Raw genomic sequence first — 23330 nt, forward strand, 5'->3', positions numbered from 1 at the left:
TTCTGTCGTTTGCTCTAGAGTATCCGCCACACCTCCTTCTTCACCGCGCGAATGACATCGGCTAGAGGCTGTTGGGCGTCGATCGAGACGACGCGCGCGCCGGAAAACGCTAGTCGCGGGATAGCTGCGATACGCTGCGTGATCACGGCAGGATCCATGTCGGGTTCGCGTTTGGCGCAAACCTCCGGCGGAACGACCAGCTTGATGACGATGTCCGGTGGAAGGCGCTCGGCAAGTGAATAGGCTTTGGCTTCAAACCGACGTAGCCAGAGCGGAATCCCGATCAGGCGTGGCATCAGCGGACCTTCGTTGAAGCCGGCGATCTCGTTCTGCGGGTATCGGTCCGTGACCACGACAAGGCCCCGGCGGGCCCCGCGATGCGCGGCCGACAGCTTGGAGCGCTTTTCGATGGCCGTGGCCGTCGCCCAGATCGCCATGAGAGCGCTGTACACTCGGCTCGGAGGGCGGTCCGAGATCTTGCCATGCGATGAGCCTTTGGGCTTGGTCTTGAACAACGGCGTGACCAGAGGCACCATCAGCTTGAGTGGCCATAAGACGAGAGAGGGGCGTCCTGCCCCGGTACCGAAATAGATGGGAATGACATCCATTTCCTCGCCGAGCCACTGCCGGATTGTCGCGACGATGGTTGATTTCCCACTGCCGTCGACGCCGATGACGGCCACGACGTGCCCACCACCTGGGGCTCGTCGGCTCCATGGTCGCGGTGCCCAGAGAAAGCGCTTGTTCAGGTAACCGGCGACGAGGTGTGTGGCGCGTGTCAGGCTCCGCAGTCCTGCCTCAAGATCGTTGTAGATACGATGCGGCGCGAAGTGCATTCGGATACGCCGCCGCAGATGATGCTGATGTTCCAGCGCGGGTTGGCAATACAGGGCATCGGCGACCATGTCGGCCAGATCGCCGCCCAGAAGTTCAGCCGCTCGCCTTCTGAGTGCCGCGCGAGGAATTCGGCCGGCGAGTTCCGTGCGATCAAGTGCAAATTTGCGCGTCATTGCCTGCCAGTTGCGGAGCACGACCGGATCCGATCGCCTTAGCTCGAGGCAGCCGCGTACGATCAACAGCAATGCCTCGTCCACAGGCTCCAGGATACGGATCGGCAGCTCCGGATGAGCAATCGCTCGCTTCGCCAGGGCCTCTTCCCACGGCAGGTGGTAGTTCTTGAGCAGGCTGGCGCCGGCGACCAGTCGGACATGCAGATGGAGATGCACGATCCGCCCACTCGGTTCGTCATGGCCGAGATAGCTCAGGACCGACGGATGGTCACGATAGGCGACGGCGGGAAAGAGCTTGAGACCGCGCTCGAGGAGAATCGCCTGAGCGCGGTGCTGATCCTGTTTTGCGACAAGCAGATCGAGATCGCCGTCGCCGGTCAGTCCGCGGTAAAGTCGATTGCTGCTCTTCCAGTAGAAGTAGGTGATGTCGTGCCGATCAAAGTCGTTCAAGACCATAAGATTCAGCGGCAAGATCGCGCTCTCGGCGGTCGAGCCGGTCAGGTCTGTCCTGTGCAGGGCATCCTGTCTCATCTTTCGTGCCCTTTTCGGCCGAATGATCTTGCAGCTTGAAGTCCGATGTCCTGCATCCACTGAAACAGGGAGGAGGTGATTGCGAGGAAGCGTTGGCGTATGCCGGCGCGAGGCGCGTCTGCCGCCCCGGCGGCAAATTCGCTCGCATCGCCATAACCGTATTGCGCCTGTTTCTTGAGATCGACCTGTGTCGCGATGGCCGCTGCAAAATCGCCGCGCTCGTTGTCGAAACGCCCGCAGTTGCGAAGGAGACCCAAGGCGTTCTGAGCGACCTCCCGCCTCGTGCTCCCCCATTTGACGACGAAAAGAAGCTTGTCGGCGATCGGCGGGAGCAATCGGGCCTCGATGGCTGCAAGTGCGGGCGGACCATCAATGATCACGCAATCGTAGCGTTCGCGCAGTTGGCGAATGAGTTCTGCCATCTGTTCGATGGCACTTATTGGGTCGAGCCGATAGCCGGGTATCCGGAGGTAGTCGAAGCCGGCCTGCGGAATGTGCCGGATCGAGTCCGCCAGCGATCGGTTCTGTAGACCGACGATTCGTCGCTCGCCGGCGTTGTCGAACTCGGTAACACGCATGCCTCTGTGAAGGTCGATGCCGATCACGAGCGCACGCCGCCCGAGAAGGCCGACATAAGCTGCAAGGCCCCGGGCGAGCGTGGTTTTCCCTTCCCCGGCGATACTGGAGCTGATCAGGACCGTTTTCACATGGCCTGGCTCGGCCAGACGCAACGTCGCAGCCGTTGACCGAAGCGCTTCCGCGTACGGAGAGAATGGCTCGACCCGAACATAGTCTCCTGCGTCAGTCAGATGGCCCACGGGCATTTGCGGGACCAAACCGATGCAGGAGAGTCCGAGCGCATCGGTGATTTCCTTCTCGCTGCGCAGCGATTTGTCGAGGCGCTCCTGGATGAGCGCGACGAAGCTCCCGCAGATGAGCGAGACGATCAGGGCAGGGAGCATGAACAGGATCGGATTCGGAGAACTCGGTCGCGACGGCGGAGAGGCAAGTGAAAGAATGCTGACGTCCGGGTTGACGAGCTCTTCCTGTTCGCGGATCTCCTTCTGGCGCTGGAGAAGACTTGCATAAAGCTGTGCGTTGGCGGCGGTTCGGCGTTCGAGTTCGCGTGGGTCGGCGCTAGCTCCCTGTTCTTCGCCGCCGGCGTTGCGGCCCACATCGGCGCGCCGCTGGATTGCCTGGTGCAGAGCTGCGCTGGTCCGCTCGATGTCGGCCTTGACCGTCGCCATTCGTTCGTCAAGCCGGGCCAGTTCGCCGGCGGTGTAGGCTCGCTGCTGCTCGGCATTGCTCTGAACGTACAGCGCGACGATCCGGTTGACGATGTCGGCGGCTTTCTCGGGACTCGTCCACTGGAAGGTGACGTTGATGATGCGTGAGCGGCGTTCCTGGAGGACCTGCAGACGACGCTGGAGATCGTCGAATTGCAGGCCTGCGTCGGTTCGCCTGTGATGGAATAGCGGTCCAATCCAGACACCCAGCCGTCGCTTGAGCTCATTCAGGCCTAGCGGGCCGGCCTCGCTCGTCTCGGCCTGAGCAGGTTTCGGCACGATGGCCGGATCCACTGCGACGTCGGGCGCCAGTCCGCGAAACTTTGGGTCGTTTCGAAAGCTGTCGAGAACGTGGCGCAGGTGATAGGGAGATGTCAGCATGGTCACCTGAGTGTCGACGGCCTGCTGGAGCGCCTCGGGACTTAGGGAAGTGCCGCCCTGAACCTGGACGACCTGCGCGGTCGCCGTATATTTGGGTGTGATGACCAGGCCGGCGATGCCGGCAAGCATCGCTCCTACGCCGGCGATGGTGAGGATGAACTTGCTCCTCCGACGCAGGATCCCAATCACCTGCTGGAAGCCCGGTTCGAGCGCGATCGTGGTCGGGTCGTCTTGCCGCATGCCTTCGTAATCGGGCCTCAATGGTATGCTGTCGGCGATGAGACCCGTCTTATCCATCAACTGCATCCGTACCTCCCTGCCATCGGTCCATCCTCGCAGCTAGCTCGACCTCGAGCCCAGTTGGCTCGCGCCATATGCCGGTCGCGGACGTGTAAGAGATCGACCCCATGCGTTCGCGAGGCGAGCATGGCAACGCAGTGCGTTGCCTCTGGCGATCGATCGTAGTTGGCCCGCCGGCATCGGCTCTGCGGTCAGGCAGACAGCGATTGCAAACCAGAAGATAGGATGCCGAAGCAGGAAGGTGGCGATGGCGTAAATGCAGAGACCGCACAGTAACGTCGGCAAGCCTGCTTGACCGGTCGCGTAGGCGGACTTGAAAGCCATTACAACGAGCCAGACGAAGCTTAAGACGACCAGGAGCCCGCCCTGGGTAAATAGGTCGAGCATCGTATTGTGCGCCTCGAAGTTCGGCACGAACGAGGGCTTGGGGTGCTCGACAAACTGGGGGTGGATCGTATCCAGGTTCCTTGCCGAGACGATGGAACTCGGAATTTCGAGATGCGGACCAGGGCCTAGGCCGAGCATGCCGGATTGGACTCCCCGCCTGACGGCCTGGCTCCAAAGCTCAAATCGCAATTCCGTCTTCTCTCTAGTTTGCTCGGGGTTTTCCCGTGCCATCGATTTGGCGAGGTCGCTGGCTTCGACTGCAATCGAATAGGCCAGCGGCGCGATCGAAATCACGAGCCCGGGCAAGGCCAGCACAATCACCCAGGCGAACGCCGAACGGAAGCTGATCTGCCGCGCTCGCGAGAACAGCCAGATTCGGCACTTGAACGCCAAGAAGATCGGGCCGGCGAGCACAAGAATGAGGGTAAACGAGTCGCTCCCGGTGATCCGGCCCGTGTAGACTGGGATGATGGCGCAGGCGAGAGCGCCAATCCTCGAGCCGAGCGTGGTGGACGTTTCGGCAAGATGGAGCGATAGAATTCCAAGCACCATGCAGAGAACTGCAAGTTGATGCGGATTCGACGACCAGCCTCGGAATTGATCCCACCACATTGGATCGACCGAAGGTAAATCGTAGAGACCCCAGGCGTCGGCCAGTTGTGCGACGATAACCGGCGTGCCGAGTCCACACAGAAGCCAGGTGATGCGGCGCAACCTGGCTCGGGGGTGCGACCCGACCACGCTCAGGCAACTGATGGCGGCCAACAGGGGATAGGCCATGACATCGTGCATGAACCATTCGGAATCGTGCTCGTCGCCGATGAGCTTTGCCATCAGCGTTCCGAGGCTCTGCGCAAGGACAAACAGCGACCAGAATACCAGTAGCCGCGACAGAGCCGGCGTCAGGAGCAAGCGAAGGCGAGCTGCTTCGCGACCGAGTACGAGGATCACCCAGATAAATAGACAAAGTTCGCCCGGTCCGACTGGCAAGCCTGCAAGCCGCAATTGGGAGGCGGGCGTCAGCAGCAGTCCGAATGCGAACAGGAAGTCCAGGATCATCGACGTACCTCGCGCTGCGTCGATCGATTCCGTAACCGCCGCTCGATCGAAGAGGGCAGTCTTTGAGTGACGATCTGAAAAATCGCGAAGGTCTGCGGTGCAGCAGGCAGGAGTCCAGACCTCCTGTCCGCCCTTCTTATCTTGAGGCGCACATAAGTCTCGCCCGGCTGGCATGTCTTGCGGTTGCGACGCGTTCGGGCGGTTTCCATCGGCCTTCAATTCATTCGGTTCAAAGCGATTGGGTTTCGATTGCGGCTCAAGAACGCTGCCTGCAATTCCGGTGAACCGGCGAGGGCCCAGTCTCCATTCTGCGGTCCCCAGCTGTAGGCGAAGTCGAAAACGGGAGCCGGCAGGAGCGCGTCCCAGCGAGCCAACATCAGCTGCATCTGACTTGCGGTCGGCAGCACGTATCGGCCTCCGCCGTCGTTGATCCAGCGGCCGCCGCCAAAGGTTTGGTAGACCGGGACCATCTTGTCGCGCGGCACTCCCGCGGCCTCGGCCGCCGCGACGTAGCGGTCGATCTGGTGGTAATCGCAGCCGTTCAACTCCGTCCGGCAAGGGTAGGGATCGATGCCGAACAGGTCGACATGCGAGTTGGCAGGGTCGTAGGCGTTCTTGAAGGACGGCGTTCGTGACGACGTCATCGTCATGAGCAGGATGAAAGCCTTTGCGCCTGGCACGTTGGCATGGATCCAGTCCGATTCCGCCTTCAGATTGTCAGCCGTACAAAGCGGGAAGTGCTGTCCGGTCGGATCCGGATCGTCCATCAAATAGAAGCCGAACAGTTTCGCATGGCCGATGAACGGGCGGACGGTATCCACGAATTTAGTGTCCGCGCCGTTGCATTGACCGACCCACACCAGGCCCCTCACACCCTCCGGCAGAGCCTCCATCTGCGCCAGGCTGCTGACGTCCGCCAAATTGAAGCCGGCAGCACCGGGAAGATAGTTGCCGGCCGGGTCGAAATTTCCGTTGGAGGCGAAATGCAACGTGGTTGTGGCCTGCGCGTGCGTGGGCGTATCGAACACGAGCGCCTGCAGGAGCAATGCGCCGGCCCCCAGCAGCACTGCTACCGCGGCCCACGTAACGCACGCGGCACGTTTCCCTACAGGGCGCTGCATGTATCCTCCCTCGCCGCCGCGAGGCTGCGGTCCTTGAACCGGGCTGGGGACGCACGATCGATCAACTGCCTGTAGAGATTGGCATGCTGAGCGACAACGGTCGCGAGCGAGAACTCCCTCCTGACATACTCGGCGGCGCGATCTGCCATGGCCAGGCCCTTCTCTCGATTGGCGAGCAAGTGGAGAATCTTTGCGGCCAATACGGGCGGCGCTCCCGGGGGCACCAGCAAGCCATTCCATCCGTCGCGGATGACTTCAGCGCAACCCGGCATGGTCGTGGTCACGGTTGGCAGGCCGGCGAGTGCGGCCTCGAGGAGAACCCGAGGCACGCCTTCACGATACTCAGTCGGAAACGCGAATACATTTGCGAGCCTGAGCAGGGCCGGGATGTCCGATCTCGGCCCGATCGCCTTCACATAGGGTGCATGCCGATCAATCTCGGCTTGCGTGATGGCGAGGGGGCCTTCGGATTCGCGCGGTCCGACCAGCAGGAAGCGTACATCGGGACGCACCTCGTGCACCCGGGCTGCCGCGTCGAGTAGCGCCGGAATGCCCTTCTGCCTGGTCATCCGCGTCACCGTAATCACGACTTCGGCGTCGCCAAGCCCGAGTTCTTGGCGAAGCTGAGCTGGCGAGGGTCCTGAGCTCAGTGCTCGATCGAACCCCTCGACATCGACGCCCGCACCTCGAATCAGAACGGGCATCTTGCCGGCGATCCCGTGACGCTCGAAGAATGCGCGGTCGTCACCGATCTCGAATACCGTAGCGGCAGCGGTGCGAGCCGCGAGCTTGTGGAGCGCGCGATAAACCGGACGTAGTGTCAGGGCGAGAGGGGAGCGAGATGAATAGAGAAAGGCGCGTCCATTAATCGTACGAATGGCCAGCACACCAGGAGCGCTCCGCGCAGCCAAAGGCAGAAATATCGAGGGTTTGGTGTCAAAGCTTTGCGCGAGATCAGGCTGCTCCTCGACCAGGATTTTCGTAAGGCTTTTGATCGCCGCCCAGTCGGCCCGCGGGTTTACGAACCGGTTGAACTGGAAGTCTCGATAGCGGATGCCTGCTTGCGCAAATGGAGCTGGGTCGCCGCTCGCCACGGCTGTTATGCGGAAGCCGTGGTCGCGCAGCGCGCACATCGCCGGAATGCGCAGATGATGATCTTCGCCCCCGATATAAAGAAGATGGGGCTGCAGCGGATCGCGTCGGGCCCTCGACGTCCCACTTGGATGGTTATCAGGGAGGTGAGAGCCGTATCTTTGATCGCCGCTCAGCCCTAGCTTCAACATTCGCAAAGCTCCCTTATTCGATATCGCCCACGTCTCAATCGCCCACGTCTTGGCAAATGCCGGCAGCCCGTCCGCCGAGACAGGATCTCGTCAATTCATCCATTGGATCGCAGCCCACTTGAACGGCGCCGCGGCCCATCCATCAATCGGAAACCGAAAAATGGTATCCGCTCGAAAGCGCCGACACGCTCAGGGAAGCGTGAACTTAGCCACTCAACCGAGAGGGTTGTCGGGAATCCACTATTATCACGGCACATTTGCGATCGTATCTGAATAAAGGGGTAACCACACGATCCACTCGCGCAATCGGCGGCGGCGCGTTGCGATGCTGCGTCAGGACGATCGCGCGCTTGCGGCGGGAATGGATTTGATAAGGCTGTACTCGATCGATGCCCGGCCGGCAGGTGAGGCTATATGATGCGGCCATCGTTTCGGTACCCCCTTTGGATTACCTCACAGTTCGCCTCTCTGGCCGGACAATTGTTCGCCACAGAGTCTCCCGCTGCGCCACCGAGCGGCGGCCTGTCGATGACGCCGTCCCGGTGCGGGCGCTTGACCTTCTGGGCTACCTATTAGGGCCTAATGAAACTGCACATGTACCGCGTTTTTGCCGCGCGGGTATCTCGTGAGCACGGTTAGAGTCGCGACCGCAGGAGCCGACTTCACTGCAAGACGTGCTTCACGAGCAACCAGCGCTCGCCGGATCGAGCGCGAGACGAGGACCATAAATGGCCACTCGGGTTGCTGCCGGATCTGATGTTATTGATCGCGAGATGTTGGCGAACCACATGCGGGATATCCAAGAAATGGCGTCTCCAGAGAAGTCGGCGCCCTTTGCCCTCGTCTTGTTGCTTAGGTTGCACGGCATTGCAGCCGACAAGGAGCAACTCTGTCACCGATTGGGTACACGTAACATCGGCGTGACGGAGATGGTGCGCTGTGCGAAGGCTTTCGGCCTCAAGGCGCGCACGATTAAGACCGATTGGGCACGGCTTGTGCGCTTACCCTTGCCGGGGATCGCCGTGCTTAATCAAGGCGGCTTCCTCCTGGTCGGCAAGGCGGACGGGGACGAGGTGTTGGTTCAGTGTCCCTCGGACCCCCGTCCGCGCAAACTCAGTCGTGCCGAATTCGAGGCGCTCTGGGATGGCCGCATGGTCTTGATGGCGCGCAGGGCGTCGCTTTCCGATCTGTCTCGCCGATTCGACTTTACCTGGTTTCTCGGTGCAATTCGGAAATATCGGCACCTGCTCGGGGAGGTTCTGCTCGCGTCCTTCTTCCTCCAGGTATTCGCCCTCGTCAGCCCGCTATTCTTTCAGGTGGTCATCGACAAGGTGCTCGTCCACCGCGGGATCAGTACGCTGGAAGTCTTGGTGATCGGTCTGGCCGTGATCGCCGTGTTCGAAGCAGTGCTGGGCGCGTTACGCACTTACCTCTTTTCTCATACTACCAACCGCATCGACGTCGAGTTAGGCGCCCGCCTCTACCGCCATCTGGCGTCATTACCACTCATGTATTTTCAAACCCGAAGGGTCGGCGACTCGGTCGCGCGCGTTCAGGAGCTGGAAAATGTCCGCAACTTTCTGACCAGTTCCGCGCTGACTTTCATTATCGATTTCATGTTCACCGCAGTTTTCATTGCGGTGATGTTCGTTTACTCGCCAATGCTCACGCTGATCGTTCTGGGAGGGTTTCCGTTCTACATCGGCATTTCGGCCATTGCGACGCCGCTGTTCCGTCAGCGGTTGGATGAAAAATTCCGTCGCGGCGCAGAAAATCAGGCCTTCCTGGTCGAGAGCATAACGGGCGTGCAGACGTTGAAGGCCCTGGCCGTTGAGCCCCAGATGAACAGGCGCTGGGAGGAACAGCTCGCTGCCTATGTTTCCGCGAGCTTTCGCGTTGTGAGTCTTGGAAATGTCGCAAGTCAGGCGGTGCAATTGGTGAGCCATCTGGTTACGGTTGCGATCCTGTTCTTCGGCGCGAAGTTGGTGATCGAAGGTCGCCTGACCGTCGGTGAATTGGTGGCCTTCAATATGCTGGCAAACCGCGTGAACATGCCTGTCTTGCGCATCGCCCAGATCTGGCAGGACTTCCACCAGGTTCGTCTCTCGATCGATCGCTTGGGCGATATCCTTAATACGCGGCCGGAGCCGACTGTTGGCATAGGGCGCGCCGTGCTCCCGCCGATCACGGGCGCCGTCACATTCGATCACGTTACATTCCGCTATCGCACCGACGGGCCTGAGACGCTGCACGACATTGGATTCCATGTTCCGGCAGGCCAAGTCGTCGGCATTGTTGGTCCGTCCGGCTCGGGCAAGAGCACGCTGACCAAGCTCCTCGAGCGGCTGTACGTGCCGGAAAGTGGCCGTGTCCTCGTCGATGGTGTTGATCTCGCCTTGACCGATGCCGCCTGGCTGCGGCGGCAGGTCGGCGTCGTTCTGCAGGAGGACGTACTTTTCAACCGAACCGTGGCCGAGAACATCGCGCTTGCCGATTCTGCCATGCCGATGCAGCGGATCATTGATGCGGCCATCCTTGCTGGAGCACATGAGTTCATACTCGAGCTACCTGAGGGCTACGATACCATCGTCGGTGAGCGCGGCTGCAGCCTTTCGGGTGGCCAGCGGCAGCGGATCGCGATTGCCCGCGCGCTGGTCAATGATCCTCGTATTTTAATTTTCGATGAGGCCACCAGCGCCCTCGACTATGAGAGCGAACGCATCATCCAGGACAACATGCGACGCATTTGCGAGAGGCGCACCGTCTTTATCATTGCCCATCGGCTCTCCACGGTACGACGAGCAAATCGGATCATCACCATCGATCGCGGGCGGATCGTCGAGGACGGCACCCATGATGAGTTGATCCGCTCGAATGGGCGCTATGCAAACTTGCACTTGCTCCAGGCAGGGATCAATGACCATCGCTAGAAGCATCGTTCCGTTCCCGGATCGCCGCCGGCGCCGCGAAGAGGAGACCGCCTTTCTCCCAGCCGCGCTGGAGGTTCTCGAGAGGCCGCCGTCGCCGGTCGGCCGCGCCACCGGCATGGTCATTATCCTGCTGTTTTGCGTCACAATGGTCTGGGCGACGCTTTCCAAGGTCGATGTTGTCGCGACCGCGCCGGGCAAGATCGTGGTGAATGGCCGAACCAAAGTAATCCAGCCGGCGGAAACGGGGGTCGTGCGCGCGATTCACGTCAGGGACGGCGCGATGGTCAAGGCGGGTGACGTGTTGATCGAACTGGATCCAACTATCACTGCCGCCGAACTTGATCACGTGAAGAGCGACCTGGTTGCTACGCAGCTTGACAGTGCCAGGTTGCGCGCGGCGCTGGCACCCGGCGATCCGATGGCGGCGTTCGCCCCTCCGATAGGAGCCAGCCAGCAGGCGATCGAGCTGCATCGTCAGTTCCTGGCCAGCCAGATGGCAGAGCACAGCACAAGGCTGTCGGAGCTCGACAGGCAGTTGGGACAGAAAAAGGCTGAGAGCGAGACCATCGCGGCGACGATATCCAAACTCGATGCAACCATCCCCCTCCTCGAGGAGCGTGTGAACGTTCGCAAATATCTCTACGACAAGGCGATCGGGTCCAAGATCACCTACCTGACCGAGGCTCAGGAACTGGTCGGCCAACAGCATGACGTTCTGGTCCAGCAGAGTCGGCTCCGCGAAGCGGAGGCCGCGACGGCGAGTCTCGCGCAGGCCAGATCCAAAGCGGAAGCGGAGTTCCGGCGAGCGCTCTATGACGATCTGTCCAAGGCCGAACAGCGGGCCGCCGGTCTCGCTCAGGACATGATCAAGGCGGAGCAAAAGGCGAAGCTGCAGATTCTCACCGCGCCGGTAGATGGCGTGGTGCAGCAGCTGGCGGTGCACACGATCGGTGGCGTGGTCACACCGGCGCAAACACTGGCGGCCGTAGTTTCATTGAATCCGGATTTCGAGATTGAGGCGCTGATATCGAACCGAGATATTGGCTTTGTCGTTCCGGGGCAGACTGTCGCAATCAAGATCGATACTTTCAATTTTACCCGCTATGGCCTGCTGAATGGTCGGGTGCTCAGCGTTTCACGGGATGCGATCATACGTGATCGGCGTGACGACGGGGCGAGGGATCAGTCCGGCGGAACGGAGATCGCGTCCAGCGAGCCGAAAGGGCAGGAGCTGATCTATGCGGCCCGCGTCAGCCTCGACCGTACCTCGATGGAGATAGAGGGTCGGACCGTCCAGCTGTCGCCCGGAATGGCGGTGACCGTCGAGATCAGGACGGGTTCGCGACGCATCATCAGCTACCTGCTGTCACCGTTGACGCGCTACAATCAGGAAATATTACGGGAAAGATAGCGGCCAGGAGGCTCTGAGGATGGATGAGCAAGCCTCTTTGGCCGTCGGGCGGCGCCCCAGGGCCATGCCGGTGAAACTCGCCGGAGAGTGGCCTCACGACGATCATCGTTGGGATGCGCCCCTCGGCAGCAGAGTAGGTCGGAAACGGAAGTAATGTAGTTAAGGTATCAGGGCGATACGTCCCAAGAGAGAGACAAGCTCCACTTGGCGCCGCGTCTGTGTCTTGACGAACAGCGACGCGAGATGGGAGCGGATTGTCGTTCGGCTCAAGTGTTGAGAACGGGCAATGTCGAGCAAATTGCCGCCGCGTGCCAATTCGATGGCGACATGAATCTCAGCGGTCGTGAGGCCAAACAAGCGTTGCAGCGTTCGGGGCGACGGCTCCGGACGAGCATCGAGGTCGAGCAGGACGATGGCGCAGGTGTCGTCCGACCAGACATTGGCTATCTGATTGACCAGGCTCGTTATGCCTTCGCGGGAGGACGTTGCCAGCCACGCCATCGAACCCGCAGGAACTTCGACGCCCGCGCATTTTACGAGTTCCCTTACAGCGCCGGACAGCGATCTCGTATCCAGAGCGGATCCACAACGGCGCTCCAGTATGGCCCGGCCCGTCGGGCTCACCTCGACCACACGGCCGTGTTTGAGCAAGATGTGCGCGCAGCCGATACGGCCAAGGGCTGCGTACATTTCATCGCGCACGTCGGACCGACGGTCACTGGAGAGGATTGGAGGAGCACGGTTGGAAATGTTGAAAATGGACTCCCTGGATTGGTAACGCGATGCAACCGAGCTGCTCTGGGTCAAGTTCAGCATTCGATGCGCCCTTTTCGTCTACCGGCTCGTTCAAATGAACGATATCTGACGACCATTCTCCAATTGGCGGGCGCGTTGTAAACGTTGAATCGGAGTTAGGAGGTCAACTTGGGAGTAATCCAGCCGATGTTCTCGGGGAAGCGGAGGAGGCTCACGCGGGGTAGGCGGAGATCGCTTGTTGACTGCCCCGGTGGAGGCTCTGCGGGTCGGTGCGATACACGTTTAAGCCGGTGGCGTTATGAGCCGCCCGGGGCGTGCAACGCGATTTCGATGACGTCACCTGGTTCCAGGTCGAAATCTTCGGTTGCGACGATCTTTTCCCAACTCTGGCCGGACTTTCGTACGACGGTGACCTGGGGCTTTAGGTCACCTGTTCCCGCTGGTACCGCCGCGCTTCCGCTTACGGGCTGCAGCTTCTGCGCTAACGACCTCATTCTGATGCGCAGGTCGGTTATGTGGACGTTGGAGTCCCTCAGCTCATGAAGCAACGTGATCGAGCGCTGGCTTGCGGCGCGATCGATCTGCCGGGCGGAATCCTCGCGCTGGCGTTGGAGACGCATGAGCTCGACCATGGTTTGCAGACGGCGCGTCGATGAAAGCAGAAGGGCACGTCGACTTTCAGTGACGCGGGGACTCGGTAGGGAGCCCGAACCGAACAGCTTCGCGACGCGATCGAGTTCTTCCTCATCCGCCTGCACGCCTTTTTCTTCGCCTTCCTGCTGCTTACTGAGCGCCGCGAACTGTCCGTCCGCTTGCTTTACGGCGTTTTCCAGAAACATCCGCTCCTTGCGATAGTCGCGTTGGGCGGTCTTTAGCGACTCTGCCTCAGCCTGCACGATCGGAACGATTGCAGATGACGGCAAAGAGATGTCCTGGGGCGGCGTCTGATCGAAGGTGTCCTTGTCTGCGAGTTCGGCATCGACACGAAGGATATGGAAGTACTCTTTCACGTACTCCGTGGAAAAGGACTGATAGTCGCGCAGAAGATCCGCTGGATCGTTGGCGCCGGGCTGATTGCGGGATCGCAACAGGCTGTAACCGCCGGAAACCGCGACAGCCTGGCGCACGGTCATCGAGGACCTGTATGCCAACTGTCCGGGCGTCAGAACGTCACCGGTAACGTAAATGGGACGATACTCCACCACGCTCGCGATCACGTCGCCAGGCACGACGACGATTGCCTGTTCGCGCCCGTCTGGCAGCCGTTGCCGCAATATCTTCGACTGCAGCAACGTTTCCATCCGGCTCTGTAACTCGGCCGTAGTCAGGCCCGCGACCTCGACCGTGCCGATTCCGGGAAGAGCGATCGTGCCGTCGATCTGGATTTGCGCCCGGTGACGTTGTTCCGACGCACCTCCGATCGACACTTCGACGGTATCACCCGCCGCCAGCCTATACTGTGCTGCGAAGCACGGGCTGCTGGCGAGCAGAACTATCGCCATCCAGCCGGCAATCGAGATGCGGCTGAACGTCCTGACGCCCTTGGTGTCGCCCATAGCGATCTCCTTGCATAATCGAGCATCGGTTGCGCGGCCTCGTCATGTAATAAAATCCGTCTGCTGTCGGATTTTCTTAGTGGAGAGGCGACCGCGCCACCAATTGACGGTTCGCTCCAGTCCCTCGCGCAGCGTGACCTTCGGCGTCCAGCCGGTCGCCCGTACGAACCGGGTGGAGTCGGCAAGGAGCGCGCGCACTTCCGAATTTGTCGGCCGCAGGCGCTTTTCGTCGCGAAGGACCGGCTTGTGACTGGACGTCAGCTCGAGAATGTTGTCGATCAGATCACCAATTGTGATGGCGCGCTGACTGCCGGCGTTGTAGGCATGACCATATTCGACGCCGTCCGCTAGCCCGGCCGCCATGAATGCCGCGGCTGTATCCGTGACGAATGTCAGATCGCGGACGGTGGTCGTATCACCGACCATGATCGCACCGCATTCCGGATCGAGGGCCTGCCGGATGATCGTGCCGATGATCGCGCGTTCGCTTTGCCGAGGTCCGAACGTGTTGAACGGTCTGAGGATTACGACGGGAACGCCGAACGAGCGCGCGAAGGCCTCGGCCATCATGTCTGCGCCGATCTTGGAGGCGGAGTAGGGCGATTGCCCTTGCAGCGGGTGAGATTCATCGATCGGCATCTTCATCGCCGTACCATAGACCTCGCTCGTCGACGTCACGACCAGCCGTTCGATGCCGTGTTGCCGTGCGGCCTCGAGGATGTTCAATGTACCGAGTACGTTGGTCTCCACGTAGGATTGCGGCGCGAGATAGGAATAGGGTATGGCGATCAGCGCCGCGAGGTGAAAGATATAGTGATGGCCCTGGACTAGCCGGCTGACGAAGGCCGCGTCGCGAATGTCGCCGCGCACGAGATTGAGCTTCTGTCGGGTTGTTTGGGGGATATCGTCGAGCCAGCCATGGCTATCGAAGGAGTTGTATTGCGCCAACGCAGTTACGTCAGCTCCTGCCGAAACGAGGTGCTCCGTCAGGTGCGATCCGATGAAGCCGTCGGCTCCTGTCACGAGAACTTTTGCTCCAAGATAGGTCATCATCGCCCCTCTCTTTCTCTCATCTTGATCGAAGCTTCCGCGTTAACGCGCCCCAGCATTCCACGGCGATGACGTGCCCGGCACGGGCGATCCAGCCGAAATCCGATACGAGAGTCCGTCGCGGAAAATAGGCAAGGTCGATCTTCGCCTTGGCTGGAAACAGCACTTTTCGATAGTACTCCGCTGCCGGCGCGTCGGTGGGGTACATCCTGTTTTCGTGTCTGAACAGGACCTGACACGGGCCGAACACACCTGGTTTGTAGTCGAGCAGCTTTTCGAAGCCGTCGCGAAAGCAATCGGAAAAGCTGAGAGACTCCGGTCGGGGGCCGACGAGAGACATGTCGCCGCGCAGGACGTTCCAGAGCTGCGGCAGCTCATCCAGCTTGGTCGCGGCGAGGATTCGGCCGACGGCCGTCAAACGTTCATCCTCCTGCAGCGTCAGGGGCGAGCCGCCGCTTCCGCAGCTCGGTCCGAACTTGCGAAACTTGTACATGCGAAACGGTTCGCCGCTTTGTCCCAGGCGAAGTTGCGAGAACAGGAGTGGCCGCCCGCTCTCGAGCCAAATGACGAACGCGACAACGACGAAGACGGGTGAAAGCGATACCATCGCGGTGCCGGCACAGAGAACATCGATTGCGCGCCGTGCACTCAAGCGAGATGAACGAGATTGCGCGCCCCACCGGTTCGCTATCTCGGGCAGGGTCATGCTACCGCCCCCACTGGGAAATCGGTGGTGAGTGCAGTCGTCAGTGCAACCACGACTTTCTCGACATCCGCCGTCGTCATTCGTGGATGCAAAGGCAGCGTCAATTCGCGTCGAGCAAAATCCTCGGTGCGTGGCAGGAGAATCTCTGGATAGAGATCTCTGTAGAAAGTCAGGCGGTGAACGGGCGGATAGTGAACCGTGGTCTGAATGCCATGCTTGCGCAGGCGATCGATGACGCGCTGCCGGCTGGTTGCCGGCGGCAGCACCACCGGCATCAAATGGTGGGTCGACGGCCAGGGATCTTCAAAAGGTATCATCACCGATGGGCAATGTTCCGCCATGAGCTCACGGTATGTGGCCGACAACCGCCGCCTGATCTCGTTCCATTCCGGCAACTTCTTGAGCTGCACGAGGCCAAGCGCAGCCCGCAGCTCGTCCATCCGGTAGTTGAAGCCGAGAACCGTCACGTCGTAGTCGGGACGGCGGCTGGTGAGGCGTTGCCGTGCACCGCTTGTCATCCCATGAGCGCGGGCCTGCCGGATGGTCTCGCGCAGGGCCCGGCTGCGCGCAATGATCGCGCCTCCTTCGGCCGTGGTCATGTTCTTGTTTCCGTAGAAGCTGAAGGCGGCCGCCTCGCCATAGCTGCCGACCTCGGGCAGTCCGGGTGCATGGGCGGCGTCCTCGATCAAGAGCAGCCCCTTCCGGCGTGCAAAGGATTGCCAGGCATCGCGATGTGCAAGGTAGCCGGCAAAATGAACGAGGATGATGGCCTTGGTCCTGGAGGTGCACCTTGCTTCCGCTTCGTCCAGCGACATCAGTGGAACCTCTGCCGACCCGATATCGACGAAGACTGGTTTGGCGCCGACATAGAGGACGCTGTTGGCGGTCGCTACGAAGGTCAGCGAGGGGACGAGGACCTCGTCGCCGGGGCCAATGCCAAGGGCGTGCAGGATGAGGTGGAGGGCCGCCGTGCAGGAGCCGACGGCGACCGCATCCTCGGCCTCGTGCAGGCGGGCGAACGCCTGCTCGAAGTCGCGAACTCGATCTCCCATCGTCACCCAGCCGCTTTCAATGACCGCGGCGAGAGCGCCCTTCTCCTCTTCGCCCAGGACCGGCTCTGATACCAATAGCATGTTGTTCATCTCCAATTCTGGGCGCGAGCTCGCGCCGCGAGCGCGACTGTTGCGATCACTGCAGGATGAGAATCGGCCTCAGGCGGCGGCGAAACTTGCGAGTGCAGGGGACTGTTCGTCCCATGCGACATCCTGTGCTTTCAGGAAGTCCTCGACGCGTCCGATGTCGAGCCAGAGGCCGCTGTGCTTGAAGACGTTGACTGGCACGTCCTCGTTGAGCATCTGGAACATCAGATCGTCAAACCCGAAGGGAACGCCTGACGGGATCCGCTCGACGATAGACGGGTCCATGCAGTAGATCCCCATGCTGACGAGATGCGTGAGCTCGGGCTTTTCGCGGAAATCGCTCACGCGCCCTTCCATCTCTTCGATCACGCCAAAGTCCATCTTGGTCGGCCGGATCGACGTGGCGATCGAGAGCGGAGAGTTGCTGCGCCGATGGCAGTTCACGAACTGATTGAGATTCAGATCCGTCAGCACGTCGCCATTGAGTACGAGAAACGGCTCGTCGAGTTGGTCGCGCAGCAGCGACAGTGGGCCAATGGTTCCGAGCGGCTCCATTTCCTGCGTATAGTTGATGCGCATGTTCCACTGGTTGCCGTCTCCGCAGACGCTGCGGATAAGGTGGCCCAGATATCCGGTCGTGACGTAGACCTCCCTGATCCCGTTCCGCCTGAGCCACTTGAGAACGAGCTCAAGTACGGGACGCGCACCGATTGGCATAAGTGGTTTCGGCAAAATTGAGGTGTGGGGGCGTAAGCGAGTTCCTTTGCCGCCGCATTGAATAACCGCCTTCATAAGACCCTCCGCATTGCTAGAATTTGCAATCGTTCAATTATGTACTTTCGCCCGCATAAGTCCGATCTCAGCGTGCTGATCGGGCAGGAGCGTGTAAAGAACGTAAGCGCAATTCAGCTGACGCGTCTTCGTGCATTTGCATGAGACGATTTGGGTATGCGGACACGATCAAGTGCATTCAGTGCGACCGTGATCGATTTCGAATGCCGCGCGCAGACGCGCGAGCGCGAAAGGCGATGGCCACGTAGCCGTGCTGGTTGGCGCGTTCAAGCACGGCGGAAATCAAAGCACTATCAGTGCGCTGTGGGTGAACCGGGACGGTCGAGGTCTGCACGACAGACGAACGCCACAGCAGCGTGGCTGCTGTGGCGCGTCGAGAAGATTGCAGACCGCGTGATGGTTGCCGTGCCGCGGGATTAGTCCTTTATCGCATGTCGAGACGCCGTTGCGATGAGGTGGTAGACGCGGCCAGGGTCCGCTAGTCGAGTTTGGTAACGCCCGGAGTTTGATTGGCGTGATTTCGGCGATCGGATCGCAACGCGCTGAAGCCTACGGGTTGAGGGATGATCGAGGGCAAGGTGTGTCCTTTTGCGGAGTGCACCAGTGACCCATTGTTCATTCCCCAGATCGCAGCCTGGGTTCGGTTCTGGACCCGGATCTTGCGCAGGATCGCCTTAACATGAACTTTCACGGTCGCCTCGGCTATGTCGATCTTTCGGGCGATGGATTTGTTCGAACTGCCCTCGATCAAGCAAGACAAGATCGCCTTCTCACGTGGAGAAAGATGTGGCGCAACCGGCTCCCCCGCGGTGAGCACGATGCCATGCTCGACCTCTTCGGTCGGTGCCGCTTCGCGCTCAAGAATGCCGTCAAGCGCGAACGACAGGAATGCCGGAGGAAAGACGGCCTCTCCCATCGTCACGAGCTCAATGGATTTGATGAAGGCATCGCAAGAATTGACGTTCACGAAATAGCCGCTCGCACCAGCCCGATGGGCCGAGACAAGGTCGCTTGGGCAATAATGATCCGATACGACTGCGATCCGAGCATCAGGGCTTCGAGCTCTGACGAAACGGATTTGCTCCAAGGCGACATCGAAGCTATCGCCGTTGTGGATAATGAGAAACAGCAGCTGATGTGATTGGAGCTCGCTTGGTAGCTCATCAGCGCTCGAAGCAGAGAGCACGATCCTGAAATTTGCAGCATGTAGGATCCGTGAAATTCCCTCTCTGACTAAAATGTTCTTTCCAATAAGAATTGTTTCATAAGACTGACGCCTCGGCATTGTACCCTCCAGCACCTACGCTACGACTGCAACGAAACATTTTCGAAACATTTAGAAGTCAAAGTGAACTCCGCCGATCATTCCGCCTGCCTCCTTACAGGTCGCTCAGTTGATCGGTTTTGTTCGGCGGCTACTCTTTCGTGCTACCCCGGCTGTGTGCTTCCAGCCTTTGCCGTTATTTGGCAGGTTCTTGGCCCTTAATTTGTTTGTTAAGGTTTTATGAACGTTAAATCCGGATTTTCGATTTCCATATATACCGTTCGTTATAGGTGCACTTGCGGAATCCACTGGCGTCGCGGAGCGCGATTCACGCAATCTGCAGATGAGCCAACATCAAAATGTTTCCGCACATTGCGTGAATCCCTAGAGCCGCGGGTCGGACTGAAATATCGCCGACCGGCGCAATCGCCGGGACAGGTGTATTGATGAAGCTGCCAGAAGTAGGAAATATGAGTTTCTGGGGCGTCGTTACGGGAATTTCTCGTCGCGAGAACGCAATGTGGCGATCCGCACCGGGGTTCTACGGGCGAGGCGCCCCGGGACAATGATCGTAGTTCTGCGGTAAGATATCGCGCGGGGCCGTATGGCCGGCAGAGACGTGAAACAATGAGAGGTGGGTGAACGTTGACATCGGGGGCGACTGATTGAGAAGCGGGGGCGACTGATTGAGAAGCCCAATGAATTGCACAAGAATAGTGATTGCAGACCGGCATCCGGTGGTCTTGCGAGGTTTGACCAGCGTGCTCGGCTCGGAAGATGACTTCGAAATTGTTGCATCTTGTGGTGATGCTGCTAGCTGCGTGCAGGCGATCGACAGCCTTGCGCCCGATATCGCGATTCTCGATTCAACGATGTCCGAGCTGATCGCACTGGGCTCCTCTGCCCTCAATCCAGCCGATCGCCCGATCCGCCTGGTGTTTTTCATCCCCTCAGAAGTCTACGGGCTGATCTCGCCGGACGCGTTCGATGGCTGCAGCGTGATCCTGAAGGAGACCTTACCCGAAGCGCTGGTGCAATCTTTACGGCAAATCGCAAGCGGCGAAAGAATCGTGCCGCAATCCTCAATTGATCAGGTTATGCCGGCGGGGCACGAGGTGAATTCAGAGAGTGCGCTGGCTGTGCTGACGGACCGAGAGCGTCAGATCATGCGCTTGGTTTCGGAAGGACTATCAAACAAGCAAATTGGACGCCGCTTGAACATTGCCGACGGCACAATCAAAGTCCATCTTCACCACATCTTCCAGAAGCTGGAGATCAGCAACCGGACAGCGCTCGCGGCCTTGGCCATTTCGCGGATTGATCGGGGCACTCCGGCCAAGTCGACGGAATGAATGAGCGGAGAGCTCTGAAAGCCGTTCTTGCTTCCAGTCCCGTGCGCGAGCGATGGTCTGCCGAGGCCAACTGACGTTCGACCGGGATTAATCCGACGCCAGCGGGGTTCTATCAGCAGGTGCTTGCTGCAGGCTATTGCTCGACCGAAAAATGGAGGACAAACAGTGGCAGACTGGTCAGTTCAGGGCTGTCGCTCACCTCGATCCGCCAAGACGGATAGTCCTGAAATGGTCCGACGACGTCACTTCGCAAGATCTCGCGGCTCAACTCAATGGCCGCCGTCCGCGCGGCGTCGATGTCGGGGAGATCCAAGCCGAGGTCGTCTGGTACTGAGTCGCCGCCGTCGTGAACGTGGAAAAAATAGCGGGGCATTGGCGCTTCCGGAAAACGAGTGCATCCCCGGGACAAAACCAAGCGGACGTCGCAGTAGCGTCCCCGAGTGGACCTACGACGAGCTGCCATTCCACGTCCATGATCATTGTTGAGTACCTCAACGTCGAACCGGATTCTCGTGATTGACATGGATTATTGCTTCTTGCGCTCTAAGCTCACGTTGCGCCGCAATTGCCCAATTCGGCGTGTTCGGCGGCCCCGGCTTCCCTGCAAATCAGCCCCCCGCCGGGGCCGCGATCTCTTCGCATCGAAGGTATAGCGACGGCGGAGGGCTTGCCCTGCTGATTCACTTGCAGGCGTTCGCGCCGACTCTCGGGCAGCAATCATTGAACCGGCTCGCGTGAGGCGCCTGGCAGCACGGTCTGGGTCCGGGATCGCGGATCCACCCGCCGTAATCGCATTCACAACATTGATCTGCGCCGCGCGAGCGCCTCCTCGAACAGAGGAGGGCGCTTGCCGCATTCGCTCGCTCGAGCGGAGTACCCCGCGTTTGTTGCTGCAATTCTCCCGATTCGACCGCCTCAATTTGCGCGAACCGTGTATTGGGCGACGATGATCATCGTGCGCGTGCATTTCTGATTGTCGGCGGGGCGAGGGATCTGACAAATGTGCGGAATTATCGGTATTCTAGGACGAACCGCGGTATCGGGGCGATTGATCGATTCACTCAGGCGGCTCGAATATCGGGGGTATGACTCAACGGGCCTGGCAACTCTTGATGACGGTCGTCTCGAATGCCGCCGGGCCGAAGGCAAGCTCAAGAACCTGGAGGCGCGACTGCTTGCCGACCCACTGAGCGGTGATGCCGGAATTGGTCACACGCGCTGGGCCACGCACGGCAAGCCGACCGAGCACAATGCCCATCCACATGCGACCGAGCGCGTCGCCGTAGTGCACAATGGCATTATCGAGAACTTCAGAAAACTGCGCCAGGCGCTGGAAGAGAAGGGCGCCACCTTCACGAGCGATACCGATACGGAAGTCGTCGTACATCTCGTTCATTCCTACCTGCTGATGGGCTATTCGCCTCAGGAAGCCGTGTGGGCGTCGTTGCCGCAGCTGCGTGGCGCCTTTGCCTTAGTGTTCCTTTTCAAGGGATATCGCGATCTTCTGATCGGAGCACGCAGGGGTTCGCCTCTGGCGGTGGGGTATGGCAAAGGCGAGACCTATCTCGGTTCAGATGCGATTGCACTCGCTCCCTTCGCCGACAGCATCAGCTATCTCGAGGACGGTGACTGGGTGGAGCTGTCGCGTGAGAAAGGAGTGATCCGGGACGCGAATGGCGCGGTCGTTGCCCGCGAGGTGCTGAATTCGGGCGGGGCATCGTTCGTCGCCGACAAGGCCAACTATCGCCATTTCATGGCCAAGGAGATTTGCGAGCAGCCGGACGTGGTCGGCCGCACGCTCGCCCACTATGTCGATATGAGAGCCGAGCGGGCAGCGTTGCCGATCAAGCTGCCGTTCCACTTCAGCGACGTGAGGCGCGCGACGATTACGGCCTGCGGCACAGCAAGCTATGCTGGCGCGATCGCGAAGTACTGGATCGAACAGCTGGCACATATCCCGGTTGATGTCGATATTGCCTCCGAATTCCGCTATCGCGAAGCGCCACTCCGCAGAGGCGACCTCGCGATCTTCATCTCGCAATCGGGCGAGACCGCCGACACGCTGGCGGCACTTCGCCATGCCAAGGAAAAAGGGGCGCACACCGTCTCCGTCGTGAATGTGCCGACTTCCACCATTGCGCGTGAGAGCGACATAGTGCTGCCGACGTTGGCTGGTCCGGAAATCGGCGTCGCCTCCACCAAGGCCTTCACGTGTCAACTGATGGCGCTCGCCGCCTTCGCGGTCGCTGCGGGAGCAGCGCGCGGCGAGATCTCCGCTGGCGAGGAGAAGAGGCTGGTCAGAGCGTTGATCGAAGTGCCGCGTTTGATGGCGGCAGCCCTCGCCAGCGAGCCGCAGATCGAGAAGCTGGCTCGCACCATCGCGAAAACGCGGGACGTGCTTTATCTTGGCCGCGGCACCAGCTATCCGCTGGCGCTCGAAGGTGCGCTGAAGCTGAAAGAGATCTCCTACATCCACGCCGAAGGCTATGCCGCAGGCGAACTCAAACATGGCCCGATTGCCCTGATCGATGAGAACATGCCTGTTGTGGTCATCGCGCCGTTCGACGGTGTGTTCGAAAAGACCATGTCGAACATGCAAGAGGTCGCCGCGCGCGGGGGCAGGATCATTCTGATGACTGATGCCAGGGGAGCGGCGGAGGCGGCCGTGGTGCCCGAAGCCACGGTACTGCTGCCGGACATGGTGCCGACCTTCGCGCCGATCGTCTACGCCGTTCCCATCCAGTTGCTCGCCTATCATACGGCCGTGATCATGGGCACCGATGTGGACCAGCCGCGCAATCTCGCCAAATCGGTGACGGTCGAGTAGAAGCAAATGTCCCTTGCGGCACAGTGTCTCGCGGTCGCCCGGCGTCGCCGGTAACGCAACGAAAGTGCGGGCAACACTCGGATCCGATGGGGGGTACTCCCTTTGGGTCGACAGAATAGTCCGTCGTCCTGCTACAAATTCCAGCTTACACGTCGTCCAATATCAAGCGACCCGCCAGAGACAGCGTTA

General features: G+C 60.2%; 17 protein-coding genes. 4 read left to right on the forward strand and 13 right to left on the reverse strand.

Annotated elements, in window-relative coordinates:
- Positions 1–14 precede the first annotated feature (14 nt).
- The 5 genes from ABID58_RS07215 to ABID58_RS07235 all read right to left on the reverse strand — a co-directional run bounded on the left by ABID58_RS07215 (position 15) and on the right by ABID58_RS07235 (position 7358).
- Positions 15–1541 (reverse strand): hypothetical protein, encoded by a 1527-nt coding sequence (locus tag ABID58_RS07215; protein WP_354032092.1) that lies wholly within the window; start codon positions 1539–1541, stop codon positions 15–17.
- Positions 1538–3514, reverse strand: coding sequence for a tyrosine-protein kinase domain-containing protein (locus tag ABID58_RS07220; RefSeq protein WP_354032093.1), 1977 nt, complete (start codon positions 3512–3514; stop codon positions 1538–1540). Before ABID58_RS07220 ends, ABID58_RS07215 begins: the two co-directional genes overlap by 4 nt.
- 33 nt (positions 3515–3547) lie before the next feature.
- Positions 3548–4954: an O-antigen ligase family protein gene (locus ABID58_RS07225; protein ID WP_354032094.1), complete on the reverse strand. Its 1407-nt coding sequence runs from the start codon at positions 4952–4954 to the stop codon at positions 3548–3550.
- A 215-nt stretch (positions 4955–5169) separates the two neighbouring features.
- Positions 5170–6075, reverse strand: coding sequence for a hypothetical protein (locus tag ABID58_RS07230; protein WP_246229610.1), 906 nt, complete (start codon positions 6073–6075; stop codon positions 5170–5172).
- Positions 6060–7358 carry a glycosyltransferase gene (locus ABID58_RS07235; RefSeq protein ID WP_354032095.1) on the reverse strand — a complete coding sequence of 433 codons (1299 nt, stop codon included), beginning with the start codon at positions 7356–7358 and terminating at the stop codon, positions 6060–6062. The genes ABID58_RS07230 and ABID58_RS07235 overlap by 16 nt, the downstream gene beginning before the upstream one ends.
- Before the next feature lie 788 nt (positions 7359–8146).
- Between ABID58_RS07235 and ABID58_RS07240 the strand changes: the two genes are divergently transcribed.
- On the forward strand, positions 8147–10288 hold the full coding sequence (locus tag ABID58_RS07240) for a type I secretion system permease/ATPase (protein WP_502916387.1): 2142 nt from the start codon (positions 8147–8149) through the stop codon (positions 10286–10288).
- On the forward strand, positions 10275–11699 hold the full coding sequence (locus tag ABID58_RS07245) for an HlyD family type I secretion periplasmic adaptor subunit (protein ID WP_354032096.1): 1425 nt from the start codon (positions 10275–10277) through the stop codon (positions 11697–11699). The genes ABID58_RS07240 and ABID58_RS07245 overlap by 14 nt, the downstream gene beginning before the upstream one ends.
- Before the next feature lie 159 nt (positions 11700–11858).
- Here ABID58_RS07245 and ABID58_RS07250 read toward each other — a convergent pair whose 3' ends face one another.
- The 7 genes from ABID58_RS07250 to ABID58_RS07280 form a co-directional block, all read right to left on the reverse strand.
- The gene (locus tag ABID58_RS07250; RefSeq protein ID WP_354032097.1) at positions 11859–12515 is read right to left on the reverse strand and encodes a helix-turn-helix transcriptional regulator; all 657 of its coding nucleotides are present in this window, start codon (positions 12513–12515) and stop codon (positions 11859–11861) included.
- Positions 12516–12751: 236 nt separating this feature from the next.
- Positions 12752–14011: a polysaccharide biosynthesis/export family protein gene (locus ABID58_RS07255; RefSeq protein WP_354032098.1), complete on the reverse strand. Its 1260-nt coding sequence runs from the start codon at positions 14009–14011 to the stop codon at positions 12752–12754.
- A gap of 42 nt (positions 14012–14053) precedes the next feature.
- Positions 14054–15061, reverse strand: coding sequence for an SDR family NAD(P)-dependent oxidoreductase (locus tag ABID58_RS07260; RefSeq protein ID WP_354032189.1), 1008 nt, complete (start codon positions 15059–15061; stop codon positions 14054–14056).
- Between the two features lie 19 nt (positions 15062–15080).
- Positions 15081–15767: a sugar transferase gene (locus ABID58_RS07265; protein ID WP_148749176.1), complete on the reverse strand. Its 687-nt coding sequence runs from the start codon at positions 15765–15767 to the stop codon at positions 15081–15083.
- Complete coding sequence (locus ABID58_RS07270; protein ID WP_148749223.1) at positions 15764–16900, reverse strand: DegT/DnrJ/EryC1/StrS family aminotransferase; 1137 nt, start codon at positions 16898–16900, stop codon at positions 15764–15766. Before ABID58_RS07270 ends, ABID58_RS07265 begins: the two co-directional genes overlap by 4 nt.
- Positions 16901–16978: 78 nt before the next feature.
- Positions 16979–17698 carry a nucleotidyltransferase family protein gene (locus tag ABID58_RS07275; protein WP_148749175.1) on the reverse strand — a complete coding sequence of 240 codons (720 nt, stop codon included), beginning with the start codon at positions 17696–17698 and terminating at the stop codon, positions 16979–16981.
- Positions 17699–18176: 478 nt separating this feature from the next.
- Positions 18177–18983 carry a LuxR C-terminal-related transcriptional regulator gene (locus ABID58_RS07280; protein ID WP_354032099.1) on the reverse strand — a complete coding sequence of 269 codons (807 nt, stop codon included), beginning with the start codon at positions 18981–18983 and terminating at the stop codon, positions 18177–18179.
- Between the two features lie 677 nt (positions 18984–19660).
- On the opposite strand from ABID58_RS07280, the gene ABID58_RS07285 reads away from it, so the two are divergent.
- The gene (locus ABID58_RS07285; protein ID WP_148749173.1) at positions 19661–20314 is read left to right on the forward strand and encodes a LuxR C-terminal-related transcriptional regulator; all 654 of its coding nucleotides are present in this window, start codon (positions 19661–19663) and stop codon (positions 20312–20314) included.
- Positions 20315–20447: 133 nt separating this feature from the next.
- Here the strand turns inward: ABID58_RS07285 and ABID58_RS07290 are convergent, their stop codons facing one another.
- Positions 20448–20687, reverse strand: coding sequence for a DUF6894 family protein (locus tag ABID58_RS07290; protein ID WP_148749172.1), 240 nt, complete (start codon positions 20685–20687; stop codon positions 20448–20450).
- A gap of 627 nt (positions 20688–21314) precedes the next feature.
- Between ABID58_RS07290 and glmS the strand changes: the two genes are divergently transcribed.
- Positions 21315–23141 carry a glutamine--fructose-6-phosphate transaminase (isomerizing) gene (gene glmS, locus ABID58_RS07295; protein ID WP_354032100.1) on the forward strand — a complete coding sequence of 609 codons (1827 nt, stop codon included), beginning with the start codon at positions 21315–21317 and terminating at the stop codon, positions 23139–23141.
- Positions 23142–23330: the final 189 nt, after the last annotated feature.

This window comes from Bradyrhizobium sp. S3.2.6, assembly GCF_040546885.1.
Taxonomy (GTDB): Bacteria; Pseudomonadota; Alphaproteobacteria; order Rhizobiales; family Xanthobacteraceae; genus Bradyrhizobium; species Bradyrhizobium cytisi.